Source organism: Terrisporobacter hibernicus, from assembly GCF_020809405.1.
Taxonomy (GTDB): Bacteria; Bacillota; Clostridia; order Peptostreptococcales; family Peptostreptococcaceae; genus Terrisporobacter; species Terrisporobacter petrolearius.
Window position 1 is genome coordinate 1,453,830 of the sequence record NZ_CP081135.1, and the last position, 16,840, is coordinate 1,470,669.

Here is a 16,840-nt window from a genome sequence, read left to right on the forward strand (position 1 = left end):
TCATACCTCCTGTTTTTACAAAATAATAGCACTAGCATTTAAGCTAGTGCTTTATACAAGTTTTATACTAAAGTTAGTCTCCTCAACTATTTGAATACCTTCAATAACTTCTCCTGTACTTTGATCTATACCATTTGGAAATGCTTTTTTAATTTCAGACTTCTTTATAGATTTTTCTATATCTATCATATTTACATGCATATTTTCTTCTAAAAATTCTATTATCTTTTCTTCCTCATAAATCCATTTTTTATTACTTCTTTTACTTACTTTTCCATAAGGTGTATTTAATTTATACTTAGAGTTAGATTCTAATTGTTTCTTATAGAATTCTACTATAACCTCTTCATAATATTTAACCTTTTCATTAAGCTCTTTATTCGCTTCATCCTTCCATAAGTTAATTTTATCTATTTCAGATTTTGCTATAGATTCATTTTGCTCTTTTAACATATTTACATATTTTAATCTTTTCATGATACTTGTTGCTATTTCTTTATCTGTTATCTCCAAATCATTATTTATATTTTCATTAATAATTTCATCTATTAAATTTTCTTCATATACATTCATACAAATCTCCCACCTTTTAATATATAGATTGTAACATTTTACTACTTATTTTTTGAATTAAATCTAAAGGGCGTATAATGGTATTTACTAAATATCAGCATTCCAAGTTTTATTTCTTGTCTTTTTGATTAATTCAATAACATCATTAACTCTAGTATTTCCTCCAAATATCTTAACCAGTAACTGTAGTGTTGATATCCTCATTTTCATAGCAATATCTCCTTATATTTTATTTTTATATGCTTTCATAATTCAGCTAAATAAAAAGACTATAGATCTCTCTATAGTCTTTTAACCACAAGTTATATACCTGTAATTATTTATATAATATATAATTATAAAAATTGACTTTAACTTAATATCATATAGAAGGATGCATTATTAAAATTACTACTATATAGCTTTTAATAATAACCATTTTCAAACATTTCATTAATTTTGTTAACAACATCTTTTGAGTTAACATTTGCATCATTGCAAGCTATAATAAATGAATTCATTTGAAAATCACTCATTACTTTATCACCATAAAAAACTCCTATCCATTGTTGAGCTATTATTTTTATCCTACTTTCTTCATTATATCCAACTATATCCATTATTGTAGAAGACATACTTTTATCTTTTTTTTCTTCTTGCCTTTCAATTCTTAAAGCTGATGCAATATAGTCCAATAATGCATTATAAAAACTATCACTCATTCCTATTAATTCCTGCGTATAGTGAGTACATTTCACTAAATCTCCAAAACCTATATTGTATTCTGCAAATTCTATTAATTTTGAGTATACACATTCACTAATAGCCTTATTCGAGTCTGCAAAAACATGCCCCAATATCAGTAAAAATACCGCAGTAGCTTTACTATTATCATTTATACAGCGTGTTTTTAAGTTATATCTTTCTAAAAACCTAGGATACAAATCAGTATAATTTGTGAATACAATATACATATTTTTATCTAAATTATTTTCTACACTATTTTTTAAAACATTGTTACCACTCTCAATACTGTTATATAAGTTATATCCTAACATTTCTAAGTCTTCATTACTGTTATCAAATTTAAATTTATTTTGATTTAACTCTTCTTTAATAACCTCAAATGGTATTTGATCCTTTCTAGCGAACTCCTGTGCACAAGAATCTTTATATCCATATATAGTTAAATTTTCACATTCGTCAAATGTATGATCTTTAATACTAATTACACTTTTAGGAATAATGATCTCTGTTAAGTTAACACATCCTTCAAATGCATAGGAATGTATCTCTGTAACACTACTAGGTATAGTAATACTCGTAAAACGTTTGCAATCTTTAAATGCATAAGAATATATCTCTGTAACACTATTAGGTATAACAATATTCGCTAAGTTAACACATCCTTCAAATGTACGTGAATATATCACTTTAATACTGTTAGATATACTAATACTTGTTAAGCTTTTACAATTTCTAAAAGCATTGCGTCCAATTTCATTCAAACTTTTAGGTATGTTAATGTCTTTTAATTTATAACACTCTTCAAAGGCCCTATCCCCTATCTTAGTTAAATCTTTAGGTAATACTATCTTTTCAATATTTTTACATTGATAAAAAGTATATGAACCTATACTCATTAATGTATCAGGTAATAGTACATCTTTAAGTTTGTAACAACGATAAAAAACTCCTTCTTCTAGATCTCTTAAGCCTTCTGATATTTTTACATATAATAAATTTTTATTTTCACTAAATGTATATTTTCCTAATTGTTTAATACCTTTAGGTATAATAATATTAGTTAATTTTTTACATTCTTTAAATGCGTAATCTTGAATCACTTCTAATCTATTTGATAAATTTATATTCTCTAAATTATCACATTTGTAAAATGTATATTCACCTATATGCGTTACATAATTAGGAATATTAATTTTATTAATGTTAATACAACCAAAAAATGCATATTTTTCAATAGATACTAATGAATTGGGTAAATCAATATTTCTTAATTTAATACATTGACTAAAAGCTCCATCTCCAATAGCATTTACCCCTTTAGGTACTGAATAGTTACTACATTCCTTGTTTTTTGGATATGATATCAATTTGGATAATGGTTTTGTAAATAGTACGTCATTATTAACCATAAAGTGTTTATTATCATCATCAATTTCTATTTTTTTCAATTTATAGCAAGAACAGAAAGGATTATCTTCTATTTTTTTTACTGTATCTGATATAAAAATGCGCTCTAAGTTATCATCCTCATTATGATCTGCATAAAGTCTTAACTTACCAGACTTACTGCTAGGAAACCCAGTAAAATCATTATTACTAATTATGGTTACACCACTAGGTATATTAAATTCCCTTGAAATACGTGTATACACTACCCCTAAAAAATCTTCTATATATTTTTCTTGCGAACCAAATAATGTGGAAAAAAATCCCATAATAGTTTCATTCCTCCTTGTATACGATAAATCTATAATTATATATAATCCCTTATATTCCTAAGTATTTAATTCATATCTTTCTGTTTTAGTTGTATCATAATCTATTTTTACTAATCTAAACGAGAACTATTTAAATGACCCTTGTTTAGCATTATCTATTTTAATAAATAAAAAAATCCATATTAACTCTTTATCACTATGGCGTATTTTGGATATATTTACTATTTAGCTATATTTAAAGTATATGCATTATAGGTATTTATTTCAATAATTTTATTCGTCAATCATAAATATAAAAAATAAAGTAATTTAACAAAATCATAGCCATATTAATATTTTTATAAACTACATAATATACGTTTATCTATTTTTAGATAATAATAAAATAAACTAGTTTAAAGTATTTTAATAATACATTCTTCATTCTCTTAACTATATTTATATATGACTAATATAGTTAAGAATTTTATTTTTTGTAATTTTTTGTTATACATCATATATTTCTATTTAATTTGATCTTTAGATTATTATTAATTATGCCATCATTTTCCACAGTACTTATAATTATATATTTAATTTAAATAAAAAACTAAATCTAAAATGCGAGGCCACTGAAAAAGTATCTAAATAAAATTCAAATAATTTCACAGGTCTAAAACAACTTCATAAAATCTATTCCGTAGGGTCTACTCTATATCATTGGACTTCTTTACCTAAAAACATTTCTCATAAATAAGAATAAGCATCAATACTCGTCAGTATTAATGCTTATTTTAATAATTCATCAGTCACTTCATTTCTTGTAATTATCATAGTATTATAATCTGATGCTGCGATGTATAGTCTCGAATTATGTACATCTCCATTTTCAATAATGCATACTTCATCACTATATTCTTCTACTAAACCTTATAGTATTCCGTTTTTTAATAATTATATATCTTCTAAAAATTCTATTAGTTATACGTAATCACCTAAATCCTTATATGAATTCTCTTGACATACTAGATATTACTTTTAGTATATTACTTATCTTTTTATTATTTTCAATTTTCATTAAAGTATATTCTATTAACTTCAATTTATAATATGATATCTCTTACATTCTTCTTTTATAATTACAACTGATAAATCTTTTTTCTTCTTCTTGAAATAAATATTAGTTAACTAAATAATTAGAGGAATAACAAATTCCCCTACACCAATTGCAAACGTATCGTTAGTTAACTTAGCATATATAAACCATAATATACTTTGCAATATGAATGCTAATAATAAACCTATCCCATATATATTTCCAATATTTTTATTTGCAACTAGCTTGGCATATAGTTCTATTTCATTCCTTATTTCATCATATTAAACTTCATATAATGAATAATTATATGATTCTATTAAGTTTTTATATTTATAAGCTGTTGGTCTTGATATTCCACTTATTTGAGCTAGTTGTGACATATTTATTTTACCTTGTATTAGTAATTTGTAATTTTCTAGAAATGTTTCTGGTATTGTTGAAATATTACTTTTCGGTCTACCAATACTAGTATTATAATTCTTACTACATTCCATACCTTTTTTTATTTTTAAAGATTTCTTTTTTGATATATACAATTCTTGAACTGCCTTTATCTTTTCGCAAATGCATTGTGGGTTTATATCTGTATTTATATCAAAAACATAGTCTTCCACTATTAAAGTAAATTTTTTATTATATGCTATATGGATCAAATCCAATACCTCTAGTTCATCATCAAAGCCTTTCACTATATTATTTATTATAATCAAATCATTCCTATTTATATTTGATATTAATTCATATAAATGTTCTCTACTCTTTTCTATATCGAATATTATATTATTTTTATCTATTCCTAATGCTAAAATATATTCTATATCTGAATATATCTCTTCTTTACTATCGCATTCATTTATCTTTAAGTAAGAAAATACTCTCTTTGAATTTAATAAATATATTTTTATTACATCTAAGTCAATATGTATTATATTAGCATTATATTTATCTATACTTACTTTACCTACACTACAAAATTTTTGAGTTAGCTCATTTATTGTTCTATTGTAATATCCTCCATATTCATAACTTACTGTAATAGTTAACATATTTTTATCATGTATTATTTCTATATAGTCACAATACATATCTCTAAGCTTATAATATCTAACTATCCTTTCATTTATTATTTTACAATGTTCTTTTATAACCTCATCTGTAAAACATAAATTGTATCCATTAATCATTTTCTCCATGTAAGTTTCTCCCTAATAATAAATACTCTTTAATTATTTAAAATTTATATTTCTATTCCATTGGCATTTTCAATAAACCACTTATCCAATTTTTCTTTAACTATATATATCCTACATCCAATTTTTAAATAAGGAAAATTTTTACATTTTGAATGACATAACTGACGAAATTTAGCTTCCCCTATTGGATATAGCTTAGCTGCTTCTTTGCAAGTTATCAATGTTGCTTTATCTCTTTTAAATTTATCTACTTCTAAAATATTATTTTTTGCATTATTACCACTTAAATTCCCAATTATTTCTTTAAATTCTTCAATTGTTTCCATGTCTATTTTCGCAAAGCCCATTATATTTCCCCCTTTATATTATTAATTTTGTCATATCACATTATGTCGTATTAATAAATTCGCTAGACTTTATAAAGATATATACAATATCGCTTGACAGTTACTTAAAATATGTATACGATATATTATATGGATATTTTAAATATCTGTCAACAAAATTTCAAGGAGATTAATATGAATATTGGAGAAAAAATAAGAAATTTAAGAGTGAAAAATAAACTTACCCAAAAAGAATTAGCAGATAAAATAAATAAATCTACTATAACTATAAGGAAGTACGAATCTCAATCTATAGTTCCACCTATAGATGTAATAAATCAACTATCAAACTTATTTAATATATCACCATCTTATTTAGTAGATGATACTAAGAATATAACTGATATTAATAATACATTATACCTAAACGATACCTTTATTAATAATTTGTTTAATCATAATTCTGATGAATTAATATTAAATGACTCTGATAAATTTTCTAATATACCTGAAGAAATAAAATTTAAATTAGAAAATATAAAAAAAACAAAACAAATATTTAATGACCTTAATATTTCACTATCAGTAATTAATAAAAATAATTCATATTTTATACAATTAAAAAATGATAACAATAAAACTTTATACGAATTATCCTTAGAACAGTTTGAATTATTATACAAAAGGATTCTTTGGAACACAAAGAATGAGTTAGATTTTATTAACTTTATTAAATAAATATATTTTTACTAGGAGGGATATATTTTATGTCAAAAAGAGCAAATGGTGAAGGTTCTATAAGTAAATATAAAAATGGTTGGAGATCTCGTCTAATGGTAGGATACGATAACAGTGGTAAGCCTGTCAGAAAAGAATTCTATGGTAAAACTCAAAAAGAAGTAAAGAAAAAGTTAGATGAATATAAAAAGTTAATTAGCAATGGAATAATACCTACTAATGATAAAATCACGCTAGAAGAATGGTTTTATACTTGGCTTTGGGATTTTCGTAAAAGAGATTTAAAAGAAAAAAGCTTTCAAAGATATGAAGGTATTTATAGAAACTACATATTAAATTCAGATATAGGTAGAGTTAAATTAACAGACTTAAATTCTAGTCATATTCAAAGATATTATAATAAATTACTTGATGTGGATAATAAACCTACATCTACTATAAAATCTTTAAATACAAAACTAAAAACTTGTCTTACAGAAGCTGAAAAACAAGGCTATATTCAAAAAAATTGGTGTAAACTTGTTACTCTTCCCAAAGACAGAAATGCCAAAGAAATCAAAGTACTTACTAAAGAAGAACAAGATTTGTTTGTTGAAGCTATAAAAGGTCATCCTCTTGAAACTTTATTTCTACTAGCTTTAGGTACTGGTCTTAGACTTGGAGAATTACTGGGACTTAAGTGGCAAGATATCGACTTTACTGAAAAAAATCTTAAAGTAAATAGATCTCTACAAAGAATAACTGAAATTACAAGAGAAGGTAATAGACATAGTAAAATAATTGAGCAAACACCTAAAAGTAAAAATTCATCTAGAACTATACCTCTTCCAGATGATGTTATAAAAAAACTTAAACTACATAAAAGCCTACAAAATGAATCTAAGCTACTATCCGGAAGTTTATACTCAGACAATGACTATGTATTTACAAATGAAATAGGATATCCTATTGATGATAAAAAACCAGGTAGAAACCTTAAATCTATACTAAAAAAATTAAATATTGAGCCTATAAAGTTCCATGCTCTTAGACATACTTATGCCACTAGATTATTTGAAGTTAATGTAAGTCCTAAAATTGTGCAAATGTTAATGGGACATTATGATATTTCTATTACAATGGATATTTATACTCATGTTATGGAAAATCAAAAGGTTGAAGCAGTAGAACAACTTAATCAAATATTAAAAATAGGAAGCTAATGCTAGCTTCCTATTTTTAATATTTGATTAATATGTTTTTATAAAAATAAAACTTAACAGACTCTTTTACTAATTATATTTATAGCCCGTATATAATAATAAAAATACATACTTCAATTAGTATCATATTCTAAAAAATTTATTGTTTTCTCCCAACTCCAAAACTTTTGATTCTTCTATTATGTCTACATCAATAGAAGATACTCTTTCTCTTAATATAGGTACAATATATTGTCCATTTATATGTGAACATAACTCAAAAATTGTTCTTAATTGATTAATATGTGTGTTTTCTAATCTATCATGTATAATAAATTTAGGTGCTTTAATATCATAATAATCAGTATACTTCAAATACGCCAAGTCAAATGCCATTATTAGCCCTCTCTTTTTACCAGTACCTAAACTTCCTTTTAAGTTTCCAACTGTAAATGGACCTTCATTTTTTACATTTCTCCAATTTTTATTATGTACAAATATATATTTTTCATTGTATAACATACTAGAATATTCAACAAAATACTCATTAAATTTTGCAAATTTTTCATCTTCTGTATTTTGTATCATTGCATTATCGATATCTTCTATTTCACCCTTTAACTTTAAAATTTTTTTATTTATGTCTTCTAGTATTTTTATTGACTTTAAGATCTCTCCCTTTTCAACATTTAATACATCTATATCCATATTAATTTTTTCTAATTTTCCTAGCAATCCTTCATCTATAATATCCAAGCTTATTTTTAATTTTTCTGATATTAATATATCACGGCATATTAACTTTTCTGAAATAATTTTTTCGACAGATTTTAAGTTTATTTTTATGAACTTCACCCTATTTTCTATCATTGAATTATGAAAGTTAACAACATCATCAAATGTTTTTTCTAAATTACTATTATATATTTTAGCTTGTCTATATATCTCATTTATTTTTGATACATCAATATTGAATTTTTCGCTTTCAAGTTCTGATATACTTTTATTTATCATTTTTTTCTTAAAATTCAGTAACTCTATTTCACTATTTAATAGTTCTATTTCTTCTAAAATCTGAGACTTTTTATTAATTTCTTCTTTATATATTTCTACATAATCAATTTTTGATCTTTGTTTTGTTAATTTATTTAGATCTTTTTCAACTATGCTTTTTCTTTGATTTAAAAAGTCTAATGATGAAATATTTTCATCTTTCATAAGCATATAAAATTTATTATTTAAACGTCTTAATTCTTCTTCTAATACATTTTTTTCACTTAATAGTTTTTCATCTTCTACTTTTAATAAAAATAAATTTATTAGCTCATAGGTTTCATTACTTGTCATGGTTAAATAGTTAATTATATTATCTAACTGCTTCTCTTCAATCCTTACAAATCTAGGTATCAGCTGTCTTAATGTAGGCTTATCCTCCATTGAATTGAATATAATTTTTTTTAACTGCAATGCATATTCGTCTTCAGTTAGCACTTCATCATTTATTTTTCTTTTCCCTCTGCTATAAAGTGCTCTCGTAACTTTAAAATCATTCTCTCCATCTGTTAAAATTAAATCTGCTTCAACTTTAAATTGTTCTAATAAATTTTTTACTTCTGTATTTTCTGTTTTAGTATCTTTATCTCTATATAAATTATTAACTTTACTTGCTCCTAGACATAAATCAATTATTTTTATAACTGTTGTTTTCCCTACGCTATTACCTGTTTGATCAGGTATATCCTCGGTATCATCTACAATTAAATTTAAACCTTTTAATTTAAATTCTATTTTCCTTATAATTTCTTTCTGTGGCCTTGTTTTTTGTACAATAAGTTCTTTTATAAACATAATCTCACCTTATTATTTCCTACATCTACCAATGACAATAAATATAACCAATCTAGGCTATAATATAAATCATCAACATTTATTTTATAATCTGTCTGTTTTTCTATTTCTTCATATAATAAATCAAATTCTATTTCTTCACATTTATTTAATATTGCTATAACTATTGCTGATACATAATATATACTTACTCTCGGATCTTCATTTTCAAATAATATCATCCTAAATTCTCCTCATAAAACTTGGGAGGTTTTTCTAAAATTTTACACTCAACAAAGCAGTAACACACAAATATGCTAGCACAATAATTTAAGTCTTCTTCCAATAAGTTCTCCTGATTATATAATATTCTTGTTTTATTTATTAATGTCTGTTTTATTTTATCTATTATACTATCTGCATTAACCCTTATTATCTCTATTGCCTCTGCTTCACTTTTACTATTAGCTAATAAAAATCTTCTTTCAGACTTATACATTTCTGAAATTTCTCTTAATATTTTCTTTTTTCCACTTTTATACGCTTGATTTACATTTTCAAGCGCTGTATTACATACATAATGGTATTCTCCATATTCATCAACAATTTCTTTATATACAGACAACTTATTATAATCTATCTTTTTATCAATCTCATAAGTCTCATAAATATTTTCTACACTTCCATTTACGATGTACTCATCTTTTTCATCTACTAATTCTGCTAAGACTTCTATAAATTTAGGCATTATTGCAGGCAATTTTGTTATACCATTATCCACTTTAACAACTACTGATCCGTTAATTTCATTAGCGATTACTCCACTATTAGCACCATAATTACTTACCAATTGATACGCCTCCTGTAACATTTCCTGACATTACTCCACTATTAGTACCATAATTAGTATTGTTAGTATTATTACTACTTCTATATATCTGATTAGCAAAATTATTTTCTATCCTAATAATTTTTTGTTCTAATTTCTTCACATCTGATTTTGCTTTTAAAGCTATATAGAATGATCCAACTGTTGCTACCATAGATACTAAACTTATTATTAATTCTATCTTCATCATACCCCCCTAAATCACTATTTCTTTTTATTTTGTAATATTCTACACTAATTATATCATCAACTTTAACATTTTTTAACATTTCATTTGGTAATATATTCTATATTTTTACTTTATATTTTTAATATAGTTAATAGTTGGGGTATAGTTGGGGTATAGTTGGAGTAATATCAATTATTTGCGAAATAAAAATAGAACTGCTATGTATTATAACATAGCAGTTCTAACATCTTGTTTCTTTATTATTACGTATTGGTGGAGATGAGGGGAGTCGAACCCCTGTCCGCAAGCTTTTTCCTCGTTGCGTCTACGTGTGTAGTCAGCTGTTTTAGTATCTCGCCTTAGCTAGCGTCCAGTGACAAACTCTAGCTTTGGCCAGTCCCAATTAATCCACTAATAGTCGAGACACCCTAATAGTAGTTCCCTGCATAAATGATGTCCAGGCCTAGCCGGCAGGAGGGCTCAGGCGGGACAAGCAGCATTAAGCTGCTAAAGCGTAATTATCGTTTGCGTTTGTTTTAAGTTCCCCAGTTTTTACGTGACCCAGAGTAACACGACACGCTGCCCCAAGTTCCGAACCCACGTCGAAACCTTTACACCCCCATAGGAGTTTAAAGTCATTGAGACTGCTCAATTTGCAAACTTTCACCAATTCAATATTAAATTTTATATGAAGGGGTACACAAAATTGTTACACCCTTATTTACTATTTTTACAAGGTAGTAACATTTTTGTTACCCCCTTTAGCAGCATCTGCTATTAACTAGCTGTACTGTATATATAATATATATCTTTTTAAGATAAAAATCAACTAGAATTAATTTACTAATCTTCTTAGTATTTACCAGTCATTTCTCTTTCTATTCTTCTTTGTGCATCTTTCTTAGCAAGGTCTTGACGTTTGTCATAAAGTTTTTTACCTTTTGCTAAACCTAGCTCAAGTTTTACCTTACCATTTTTCAGATACATTCTCAGTGGAACTAAAGAGTAACCTTTTATAGTAGTGGCCCCTATTAGCTTTCTGATTTCGTATTTATGAAGTAATAATTTTCTAACTCTAAGAGGATCTGCTTTGTAAAAAGAGTTCCCTTGGTCGTATGGACTTATATGAACTTGTTTTAGAAAAACTTCAGAGTTATCTACAGATGCGAAGCCTTCTTTTAAGTTGACTTTCCCTGCTCTGATTGATTTAACTTCTGTTCCTTTTAATTCTATTCCACATTCGTAAGTGTCTTCTATGAAATATTCATGTCTAGCTTTTTTGTTTGTAGCTAATGTTTTTTCTCCTACTGCCATACTCTCACCTTCTTTATTATTATTTCATTTTAATAAGCATTAGTATATCATATGATGAAAAAAATCTCAAGATTATTGCTAATTCTTTCTATTTATCACATTTTGTGTAATAAAAAGATAGAACAAATATTAAAATTTGCAATGAATAGATAACTAGTCTTTCTGTTAGTCCTAGCATATTCAGTCCTATTTTCATGGAAATTGGGTTCATCATTCCACATAACGTTATTATTATTGCCATTATTAAAATAAAATTACCCAGTTCTTTCATTTTCTCCTGTGCAATATAACCATAAGCTAAAATAAATGCTGATGTTATGGTTGTTGCAACTACGGCAACAGTAACTGCCAAATGCATTATATTTTGGGAGTTCATTACTGTTTTGTCTCCCACAAGTGGAAATGCTGCATATCCAAATAATGATATTACTTCCATTCCCAAAAGAATCACATATCCTGTACGTGTTGCCAGATTATATTTTCTATTTGATTTGACAATCATTCCTATAATAAATAAAATCATGCACACTCCATAAATAGTTGTGAAAATTCTAAGTAGATCTTGGTTTGGCGCGCCATCTGCAGTTAATGAACTAATATCCATAGTTATAGGGTTATATTCTGACCACAATATATTCCCAAGTATAGTATGAGCCATATAAAATACAACACCAATCATGCCCAGTGGCATAAGATATTTTTCTATCTTCCCTTTGCTGCTCAAACTTTTATTTTCTTCCATGAAAAATCCCCCTTTTTCATAAATAACCCTTCTTTTATATAAGTTATTTATATAAAATCTATTCTTCGTTTTTATAAGACATTACTGAAGATAAAAATATTGTAAGACATAATATACTTGTTATTGAAATAATTACTGCCATTAGTTTCGCTCCAGTTGAAACAGGGCTTATGTCTCCATAACCTATTGTGGCAAAGGTAATTACTGTGTAGTAAAATAAATCAAAATAACTTGGGTTGTTACTATAAGCTCCCACGCTGCTGTTACTAACAAAACATACAGCCAGTCCCAAACTTAAAATCACCATAATCAAGATTATGCCTGAAATTGTAGTAATATTTCTATGGCGTTCATTTTCGTCTATGTAATCCAATTCTGTGTCATGTTCATGATATTTTATAATTTTAGGGCTTCTTATTATATTTAGTAAAACTTTTAGTGTTAATAAATAACTTATTCCTACTCCTATCAATCCTATTTTATAGTTTTCGCCAAATTGCTCGGGAAATATTATTAAAATTGTCATATACATACTTATTATGAAATAGCTTATTAATAAATCTGTTTTTGTGTTCTTATCTTCAATTTTATATAGATATTTGTATACTCTTGAAATAGATAGTAACAAATACCCCACAACAAAATACATAAATATAAAAGTCATGACTATAGATAAGATTTTTAAAGTAATATTGTAGCTATTGTCCAGATCTTCAGGTAGTAATCTGAATACTCCTATTACTATGGCAAATATCAAAAATCCTTGTGAGAATAATACGGTTATTGATTGACCTATTTTGAATGTTGAACTTCTTTCTTTAAATAATGCCCTATATTGATTGTTTATTTCCTTAATTAGTTTCTTTCCACTTTGAAACTGTTTTTGACTTATTCTTTTGTAAGTTACAACTATTATTGCTAATAAAGTAATAAGTAAAAAAGCTACTCTGACCATTTCTTCCTCCATTAAACATCTGTGATGATAGTGTTCATTTATATTTCTATCTTAAATTGTAACATAAGTACTCCTTTTACAATATATTGTTAATACAAAGCAATCATTTGCTTTTGACGTATTACTTTGTGATTTTCTAATCTATAAAAATAGGGGGTCATCTATGTTTCATGCACTAAATTCCTTATCCACACTAGATGCAGTTTTGCTTGTTTCTGCCCTTTCCATGGACGCATTTGTGGCAAGTTTTGCTTATGGAACAAGTAAAATAAAAATTCCCTTTAAATCAGCTATGACAATTAACTTAGTCTGCTCTACTATTTTGGCTATTGCCCTTTTTATGGGTAGTATTATAAGCAAATATATTCCTAGCGCTTTTACAACTAGCATATGTGTTACAGTGTTATTAATGTTAGGCATGGCTAAATTATTTGATAGTACTTTGAAAGCTATTCTAATTAAAAGTGGCACTCTAAGTCGTGATTTATCATTTAAACTATTTGATTTTAAGTTTTTTCTTAGGGTTTGCTTAGATGGCACAGAGGCAGACGTGGATCATTCTTACGAACTTTCTCCTAAGGAGTCTTTTTCTTTGGCAGTGGCTCTTTCTCTTGATGGTCTGGCAGCTGGTTTTAGTACAGGGCTTATGGTAACAAATTATGTGGAAATTATAATATTTTCACTTGTAATAAATATGGTTGCTGTATTGCTTGGTTGCTTTTTAGGTAACAAAGTTGCACAGAAAAGTGAACTTAATCTTTCATGGTTAAGCGGAGTAACTCTTATTTTGTTAGCTTTTTTAAAATTAAAATAAAAATTTATATGATACCCCAGTTGTTTGACAATACTTCTAACAATTGGGGTGTTTTGTTTCTATATAGTTCTCCATAATATAATTCCCAAATTATTTTCACTTTTATCTATAAACAAATCTCCATCCATATGAGATTTTACAAAGTGTTTAATTTTTTCCTCTACATTATAATTGATTTCTATTAAATCCTTATATCTATTTATTAACTTGCTAACTCCTTTTTCATAAGTATTTCTTCCTTCCCAATTACAAGGAATATAAAATACACTTGGATTATATCCGCTAAAGTATAATATATTAAAAGGATAAATTATATTACTAATGTCACACCCTTTAATCCTCTCTCCTAAAATCTCCTCATCAGCCTTGTTTAAAAGTTTATTTTGTCCTTTTCCATCTGTCCCTATATAACAACACCCTCCTTTAGACGCTTCATTTATCTTCATTAAACTAGAAGGGTTATAGCAACCTGGATTAAGACTAGAAATTACAAAATCATATTTTTTGTCCATACCTTCTGCTTTTAAGTCTAAGTTATTCCAATCATTTTTTATTACTTTTATATTTTTAATATTATTTTCAGATATTTTTGCTTTTAGGATATTCAGCATACCATCAGAATAATCCATAGCATGAACTTCTTTGCATATTTTGCTCAATTCCATAGAATAGGCTCCCGTTCCACATCCTAAATCAAGAACTATACTATTTTCATTTATGTAATCTTCCTTTAATTTATAAATAATATTAATTCTACTATTGCTAACAGTTTCATCATAAGTCTTTGAACTTTCATCCCAAACTGCTATAGTTTCTTTAGTTGTTTTTTTATTTAAAATATAGTCCCTACCAGCTTCTATCCATTTATCTTTCCAATAGTTTAAATCATCCATATGAATTTCTCCTCCAACATAATTTTTTTAATAGTAAAAAGGAGTTGAGCATAACAACTTATGCCCCAACTCCTTAAAACATTATTTCTCAATATCTACTACAGATAGATCTGACCAGAATAGCAAATTCAAGTTGAAATCTTTAACTTTTTTGTTCACTGCATATAAAGTAACATCTTCCCAAAGAGGAATAGTAGGTCCTTCTTTTCTTGCTATCTCTTGTAACTCTTGATAATCCTTAACTCTTTTTTGCTCATCTGTTTCAGTAGCTGCCTTAGCTATAAGTTTATCAGTTTTGCTGTTTTTGTATCCATAGCTTCTACTTACATTTATAGCTCCATCAGATTTCATATGTGGCTCAAAATAGAAAGATGGCTCTCCAGTTGAAATTGTATAAGGAGCTAAAGTCATGTCATAATCACCTTTTTTTAATCTTTCAGACCATACTGCTGCATCTACTACTTCTATATTAGATTTTATATCTATTTTTTCTAGTTGAGACTGAATTAACATGGCAACATTTTCATAAGGCCAACGACCAGTTAATGCTGAATTTATTATAATATCTATACTTTCTTTTTTATCACCAATAGATTTTTCTTTTAATTCTTTAGCTTTGTCCATATTATATTCATATCCACAGTCTTTTGAATATTTTTTACTAACAGAAGTTATAACACTTTTTGCTTCTTTTCCATATCCTTGTAACAAATCCTTTACAATTGACTCTGAACTTACTGCATAGCTTACTGCTTGTGCTAAATCATTATTGTTAAATAATTTGCCTTTGCTTTTATTTAGGTTCATATAATGAGTAGTAGTAACTAATTGTTCTTTTAGTTCTAATTTATCATCTGACTTAACTTTATCAGCTTGTTGTGGCATAATTGCCCCTACATCTGCTACTACGTCAATTTCACCTGTTTGAAGTGCTGATAATCTAGTTGAAGCATCTTCTATTTTTTTGAAAACAACTTCATCTAATTTAGCTTTACCATTTCTATAGTCAGCAAATTTTTCTAAAGTTAAAACATCACTAGTTTCATCATAATCTTTTAATTTAAAAGGACCTGTCCCATAAGGCTTTACAATTTGTCCATCATCATTAAACGACTCTAAACTAAACATAGCTCCAGCAGCATATGAAAGTCTTGCCATAAAGTCTACTGTTGGTTCTTTATGAGTTACTTTAACTGTATAATCATCTACTAATTCTATACTTTTAATTTTTCCATAATCGTCTACATTTTCAGTTTTTTTATCATACTTTTTATCAACATCACTAAAATGATATAGTCTATCCAAATTGTATTTTACAGCTTTTGCATTAAGTTCAGTTCCATCATGAAACTTAATCCCCTTTTTGACTTTAATAGTCCAGCTCATATAGTCTTCAGATGGTTCAATAGATTCAGCTAAGTCACAAGCTGGTGTCATGTCATCTTGAAGTTTGACTAAACTCTCCCACACATTAGTAGATCCATGGACAAAAATATCTGTTCCTTCCCCTTGATAGAAACTTCTGCCTGTTGCTATTGTTAGTACCTTTGGCTTATCACTTCCTCCACTAGAAGTCTCATTATCTTTGCCTGATGAATTAGAGCACCCACTTAACAGGCCTACTGATAAAATTGCTACCATCATCATGGATGATAATTTTTTAAATTTCATAACCTCTTCCCCTTTTTAAATAATATTTTGTAT

At 26.8% G+C, this 16,840-nt stretch carries 17 protein-coding genes and 1 other RNA gene; 3 read left to right on the forward strand and 15 right to left on the reverse strand.

The window, feature by feature from the left end; all coding sequences use genetic code 11:
* Positions 1–51: 51 nt before the first annotated feature.
* The 5 genes from JW646_RS07000 to JW646_RS07015 all read right to left on the reverse strand — a co-directional run bounded on the left by JW646_RS07000 (position 52) and on the right by JW646_RS07015 (position 5,635).
* Positions 52–573 carry a host-nuclease inhibitor Gam family protein gene (locus JW646_RS07000; protein ID WP_228417040.1) on the reverse strand — a complete coding sequence of 174 codons (522 nt, stop codon included), beginning with the start codon at positions 571–573 and terminating at the stop codon, positions 52–54.
* A gap of 87 nt (positions 574–660) precedes the next feature.
* Positions 661–783 (reverse strand): hypothetical protein, encoded by a 123-nt coding sequence (locus JW646_RS20125; protein ID WP_255701561.1) that lies wholly within the window; start codon positions 781–783, stop codon positions 661–663.
* 194 nt (positions 784–977) lie between these two features.
* Positions 978–3,014, reverse strand: coding sequence for a leucine-rich repeat domain-containing protein (locus JW646_RS07005; RefSeq protein ID WP_228417041.1), 2,037 nt, complete (start codon positions 3,012–3,014; stop codon positions 978–980).
* A 1,362-nt stretch (positions 3,015–4,376) separates the two neighbouring features.
* Positions 4,377–5,288, reverse strand: coding sequence for a hypothetical protein (locus JW646_RS07010; RefSeq protein ID WP_228417042.1), 912 nt, complete (start codon positions 5,286–5,288; stop codon positions 4,377–4,379).
* Positions 5,289–5,332: 44 nt separating this feature from the next.
* On the reverse strand, positions 5,333–5,635 hold the full coding sequence (locus tag JW646_RS07015; RefSeq protein ID WP_228417043.1) for a helix-turn-helix domain-containing protein: 303 nt from the start codon (positions 5,633–5,635) through the stop codon (positions 5,333–5,335).
* A gap of 174 nt (positions 5,636–5,809) precedes the next feature.
* On the opposite strand from JW646_RS07015, the gene JW646_RS07020 reads away from it, so the two are divergent.
* Positions 5,810–6,352 carry a helix-turn-helix domain-containing protein gene (locus JW646_RS07020; protein WP_228417044.1) on the forward strand — a complete coding sequence of 181 codons (543 nt, stop codon included), beginning with the start codon at positions 5,810–5,812 and terminating at the stop codon, positions 6,350–6,352.
* Between the two features lie 29 nt (positions 6,353–6,381).
* Positions 6,382–7,554, forward strand: a complete 1,173-nt coding sequence (locus tag JW646_RS07025; RefSeq protein WP_228417045.1) for a tyrosine-type recombinase/integrase — start codon at positions 6,382–6,384, stop codon at positions 7,552–7,554.
* 123 nt (positions 7,555–7,677) lie between these two features.
* Here the strand turns inward: JW646_RS07025 and JW646_RS07030 are convergent, their stop codons facing one another.
* The 8 genes from JW646_RS07030 to JW646_RS07065 form a co-directional block, all read right to left on the reverse strand.
* On the reverse strand, positions 7,678–9,381 hold the full coding sequence (locus JW646_RS07030; RefSeq protein WP_228417046.1) for a DUF2326 domain-containing protein: 1,704 nt from the start codon (positions 9,379–9,381) through the stop codon (positions 7,678–7,680).
* Positions 9,372–9,602, reverse strand: coding sequence for an ABC-three component system middle component 6 (locus JW646_RS07035; RefSeq protein WP_228417047.1), 231 nt, complete (start codon positions 9,600–9,602; stop codon positions 9,372–9,374). Before JW646_RS07035 ends, JW646_RS07030 begins: the two co-directional genes overlap by 10 nt.
* The gene (locus tag JW646_RS07040; RefSeq protein ID WP_228417048.1) at positions 9,599–10,210 is read right to left on the reverse strand and encodes a hypothetical protein; all 612 of its coding nucleotides are present in this window, start codon (positions 10,208–10,210) and stop codon (positions 9,599–9,601) included. Before JW646_RS07040 ends, JW646_RS07035 begins: the two co-directional genes overlap by 4 nt.
* Positions 10,200–10,436 (reverse strand): hypothetical protein, encoded by a 237-nt coding sequence (locus tag JW646_RS07045; RefSeq protein ID WP_228417049.1) that lies wholly within the window; start codon positions 10,434–10,436, stop codon positions 10,200–10,202. Before JW646_RS07045 ends, JW646_RS07040 begins: the two co-directional genes overlap by 11 nt.
* A 253-nt stretch (positions 10,437–10,689) precedes the next feature.
* Positions 10,690–11,039, reverse strand: a transfer-messenger RNA (tmRNA) gene (gene ssrA / locus JW646_RS07050).
* A 231-nt stretch (positions 11,040–11,270) separates the two neighbouring features.
* Positions 11,271–11,732: an SsrA-binding protein SmpB gene (gene smpB, locus JW646_RS07055; RefSeq protein WP_074919497.1), complete on the reverse strand. Its 462-nt coding sequence runs from the start codon at positions 11,730–11,732 to the stop codon at positions 11,271–11,273.
* 88 nt (positions 11,733–11,820) lie between these two features.
* Complete coding sequence (locus tag JW646_RS07060; RefSeq protein WP_228417050.1) at positions 11,821–12,474, reverse strand: DUF998 domain-containing protein; 654 nt, start codon at positions 12,472–12,474, stop codon at positions 11,821–11,823.
* Between the two features lie 58 nt (positions 12,475–12,532).
* Positions 12,533–13,429, reverse strand: coding sequence for a potassium channel family protein (locus JW646_RS07065; RefSeq protein WP_228417051.1), 897 nt, complete (start codon positions 13,427–13,429; stop codon positions 12,533–12,535).
* Positions 13,430–13,592: 163 nt separating this feature from the next.
* Between JW646_RS07065 and ytaF the strand changes: the two genes are divergently transcribed.
* The gene (gene ytaF, locus JW646_RS07070; protein WP_074919499.1) at positions 13,593–14,243 is read left to right on the forward strand and encodes a sporulation membrane protein YtaF; all 651 of its coding nucleotides are present in this window, start codon (positions 13,593–13,595) and stop codon (positions 14,241–14,243) included.
* Positions 14,244–14,302: 59 nt separating this feature from the next.
* Here the strand turns inward: ytaF and JW646_RS07075 are convergent, their stop codons facing one another.
* Positions 14,303–15,136 carry a class I SAM-dependent methyltransferase gene (locus JW646_RS07075; protein WP_228417053.1) on the reverse strand — a complete coding sequence of 278 codons (834 nt, stop codon included), beginning with the start codon at positions 15,134–15,136 and terminating at the stop codon, positions 14,303–14,305.
* An 81-nt stretch (positions 15,137–15,217) separates the two neighbouring features.
* The gene (locus tag JW646_RS07080; RefSeq protein WP_228417055.1) at positions 15,218–16,807 is read right to left on the reverse strand and encodes an ABC transporter substrate-binding protein; all 1,590 of its coding nucleotides are present in this window, start codon (positions 16,805–16,807) and stop codon (positions 15,218–15,220) included.
* Positions 16,808–16,840 lie beyond the last annotated feature (33 nt).

What these genes read in the sequence shown, in the direction of transcription:
- JW646_RS07025 (WP_228417045.1), top strand. Translation starts at nt 6,382, where the DNA reads ATGTCAAAAAGAGCAAATGGTGAAGGTTCTATAAGTAAATATAAAAAT.
- JW646_RS07035 (WP_228417047.1), bottom strand. Translation starts at nt 9,602, where the DNA reads ATGATATTATTTGAAAATGAAGATCCGAGAGTAAGTATATATTATGTA.
- JW646_RS07020 (WP_228417044.1), top strand. Translation starts at nt 5,810, where the DNA reads ATGAATATTGGAGAAAAAATAAGAAATTTAAGAGTGAAAAATAAACTT.
- JW646_RS07045 (WP_228417049.1), bottom strand. Translation starts at nt 10,436, where the DNA reads ATGAAGATAGAATTAATAATAAGTTTAGTATCTATGGTAGCAACAGTT.
- JW646_RS07060 (WP_228417050.1), bottom strand. Translation starts at nt 12,474, where the DNA reads ATGGAAGAAAATAAAAGTTTGAGCAGCAAAGGGAAGATAGAAAAATAT.
- smpB (WP_074919497.1), bottom strand. Translation starts at nt 11,732, where the DNA reads ATGGCAGTAGGAGAAAAAACATTAGCTACAAACAAAAAAGCTAGACAT.
- JW646_RS07065 (WP_228417051.1), bottom strand. Translation starts at nt 13,429, where the DNA reads ATGGTCAGAGTAGCTTTTTTACTTATTACTTTATTAGCAATAATAGTT.
- JW646_RS07080 (WP_228417055.1), bottom strand. Translation starts at nt 16,807, where the DNA reads ATGAAATTTAAAAAATTATCATCCATGATGATGGTAGCAATTTTATCA.
- JW646_RS07015 (WP_228417043.1), bottom strand. Translation starts at nt 5,635, where the DNA reads ATGGGCTTTGCGAAAATAGACATGGAAACAATTGAAGAATTTAAAGAA.
- JW646_RS20125 (WP_255701561.1), bottom strand. Translation starts at nt 783, where the DNA reads ATGAAAATGAGGATATCAACACTACAGTTACTGGTTAAGATATTTGGA.
- JW646_RS07010 (WP_228417042.1), bottom strand. Translation starts at nt 5,288, where the DNA reads ATGGAGAAAATGATTAATGGATACAATTTATGTTTTACAGATGAGGTT.
- JW646_RS07030 (WP_228417046.1), bottom strand. Translation starts at nt 9,381, where the DNA reads ATGTTTATAAAAGAACTTATTGTACAAAAAACAAGGCCACAGAAAGAA.
- ytaF (WP_074919499.1), top strand. Translation starts at nt 13,593, where the DNA reads ATGTTTCATGCACTAAATTCCTTATCCACACTAGATGCAGTTTTGCTT.
- JW646_RS07000 (WP_228417040.1), bottom strand. Translation starts at nt 573, where the DNA reads ATGAATGTATATGAAGAAAATTTAATAGATGAAATTATTAATGAAAAT.
- JW646_RS07005 (WP_228417041.1), bottom strand. Translation starts at nt 3,014, where the DNA reads ATGGGATTTTTTTCCACATTATTTGGTTCGCAAGAAAAATATATAGAA.
- JW646_RS07075 (WP_228417053.1), bottom strand. Translation starts at nt 15,136, where the DNA reads ATGGATGATTTAAACTATTGGAAAGATAAATGGATAGAAGCTGGTAGG.